Source organism: Chromobacterium piscinae (genome assembly GCF_021129175.1).
GTDB lineage: Bacteria > Pseudomonadota > Gammaproteobacteria > Burkholderiales > Chromobacteriaceae > Chromobacterium > Chromobacterium piscinae.
Map to the genome: position 1 here is coordinate 1 of NZ_JAJOHV010000188.1, position 1,391 is coordinate 1,391.

Sequence of the window (1,391 nt, forward strand, 5' to 3'; positions counted from 1 at the left end):
GCTGCGGATGGCGGCGCAATACCGCCGCCAGCGCCGCGCGCAGCCTGTCGCTGCCTAGCGGGCCTTCAAAAGTGACGCGGGTGATGGAGTTGTACTTGCCAGCCGCCTCGCCCAGCTGGGCGTGGAACAGCAGGCCCTGCTGCAGCGGCAGCACCGGCAACGCGGCGGCCAAGCTGCCGTGGCGGGCGCAAAGCGCCGCCAGCTCGGCGTCGGACAACGGCGCGCCGCCGGAACCCAGCGTCTCGGCGGCCACCAGCGTGTCGGCCGCGGCCAGCGGATCGCGCTCGGCGAGATGCGCCAGCGCGGCGATCGCGCTATCCATCCGCAGGCCCAGCCGTTCGATGGCGTCGGCGCCGTACAACGCGTCGGCCCAGGTCCAGTTGACCGCCACGCGCGGCGCGGCGCCGGACTCGTCGACGAAGACATTGGCCTCCAGCCCGTATTGCAGCGGCAAGGCCGGATCGATGTCGACGGCGAAGGCGTCGGCGAAACGGCCTCCGGCGGCCAGCGGCGTCCATTCGCCATCCCCGGCCTGGAAGCGGCCCAGGTAGTTGAACAGCAGCGCCGGGCGGTTCTGCGTCTCCAGCGCGCCCAGCGCCGGGCCATGCTCGTCATCCAAATAACGCAGCACGCCGTAGCCCAGGCCATGGTCCGGCATCGCCCGCATCACGCGCTTGACCGCGCGCAGCGCCTCCAGGGCGGACGCGTCGCCGGTCGCCCGGGCCGACAGGTCGAACCGCGCCGGATATTCGGCGGTCAGCCAGCCGACGGTGCGGCCCAGATGTATGCCATCGTCGCTCGCGTAGCGGCCATGCGACTCCAGACCGACGCGCAAGCGTGGCGCGTCGAATTCGCCGCGGCAAGCCAGCAGCAGCGCCGCCAGCAGGATTTCCTCCACTGTCGCGCGGCAGGCGTTCGGCAGCTTTTGCAGCAGGGCCGCGCTGGTCGCCTCGCCGAGCAGCGCGCGGCTGTGGCGGGCCGTGTCGTGGCGGTCGCGGGCCGGATCCAGCGCCTTGGCGCTCAATGCGTCGGCCTTTCCGGCCAGCATGCCGCGCCACATCGCCAATTCGCCGCGGCGGGCCGGCACTTGGGCCGCCAGCGTTTTCGCCCACTCGCGCAGGCCGAACTCCTCGCGCGGCAGCTGGACGGCCTCACCGGCCATCGCCGCCTCGCAGGCGGACTGCAGCTCGGGCAGCAGCGCGCGCCAAGACACGCCGTCGACCGCCAGATGGTGAACGGCCAGCATCACATGCTTGCTGTCGGCTCCACTCCGCAGCGCCGCCTGCAACATCAAGCCGTTTTCCGGGTCCAGCCGCGCGCAAGCGGTTTCGAATAGCTGATCCGGCGTCGCGTCCGGCGCGGCATCAATCAAGATGCGCGCGTCCAGCGCG

1 protein-coding gene is annotated in these 1,391 nt (G+C 71.9%); it reads right to left on the bottom strand.

Annotation, left to right across the window (positions count from 1 at the left end):
- The coding region (locus tag LQR33_RS24135) for a condensation domain-containing protein (RefSeq protein ID WP_231470768.1) at positions 1 to 1,372 on the bottom strand (1,372 nt) is incomplete at its 3' end.
- Positions 1,373 to 1,391: the final 19 nt, after the last annotated feature.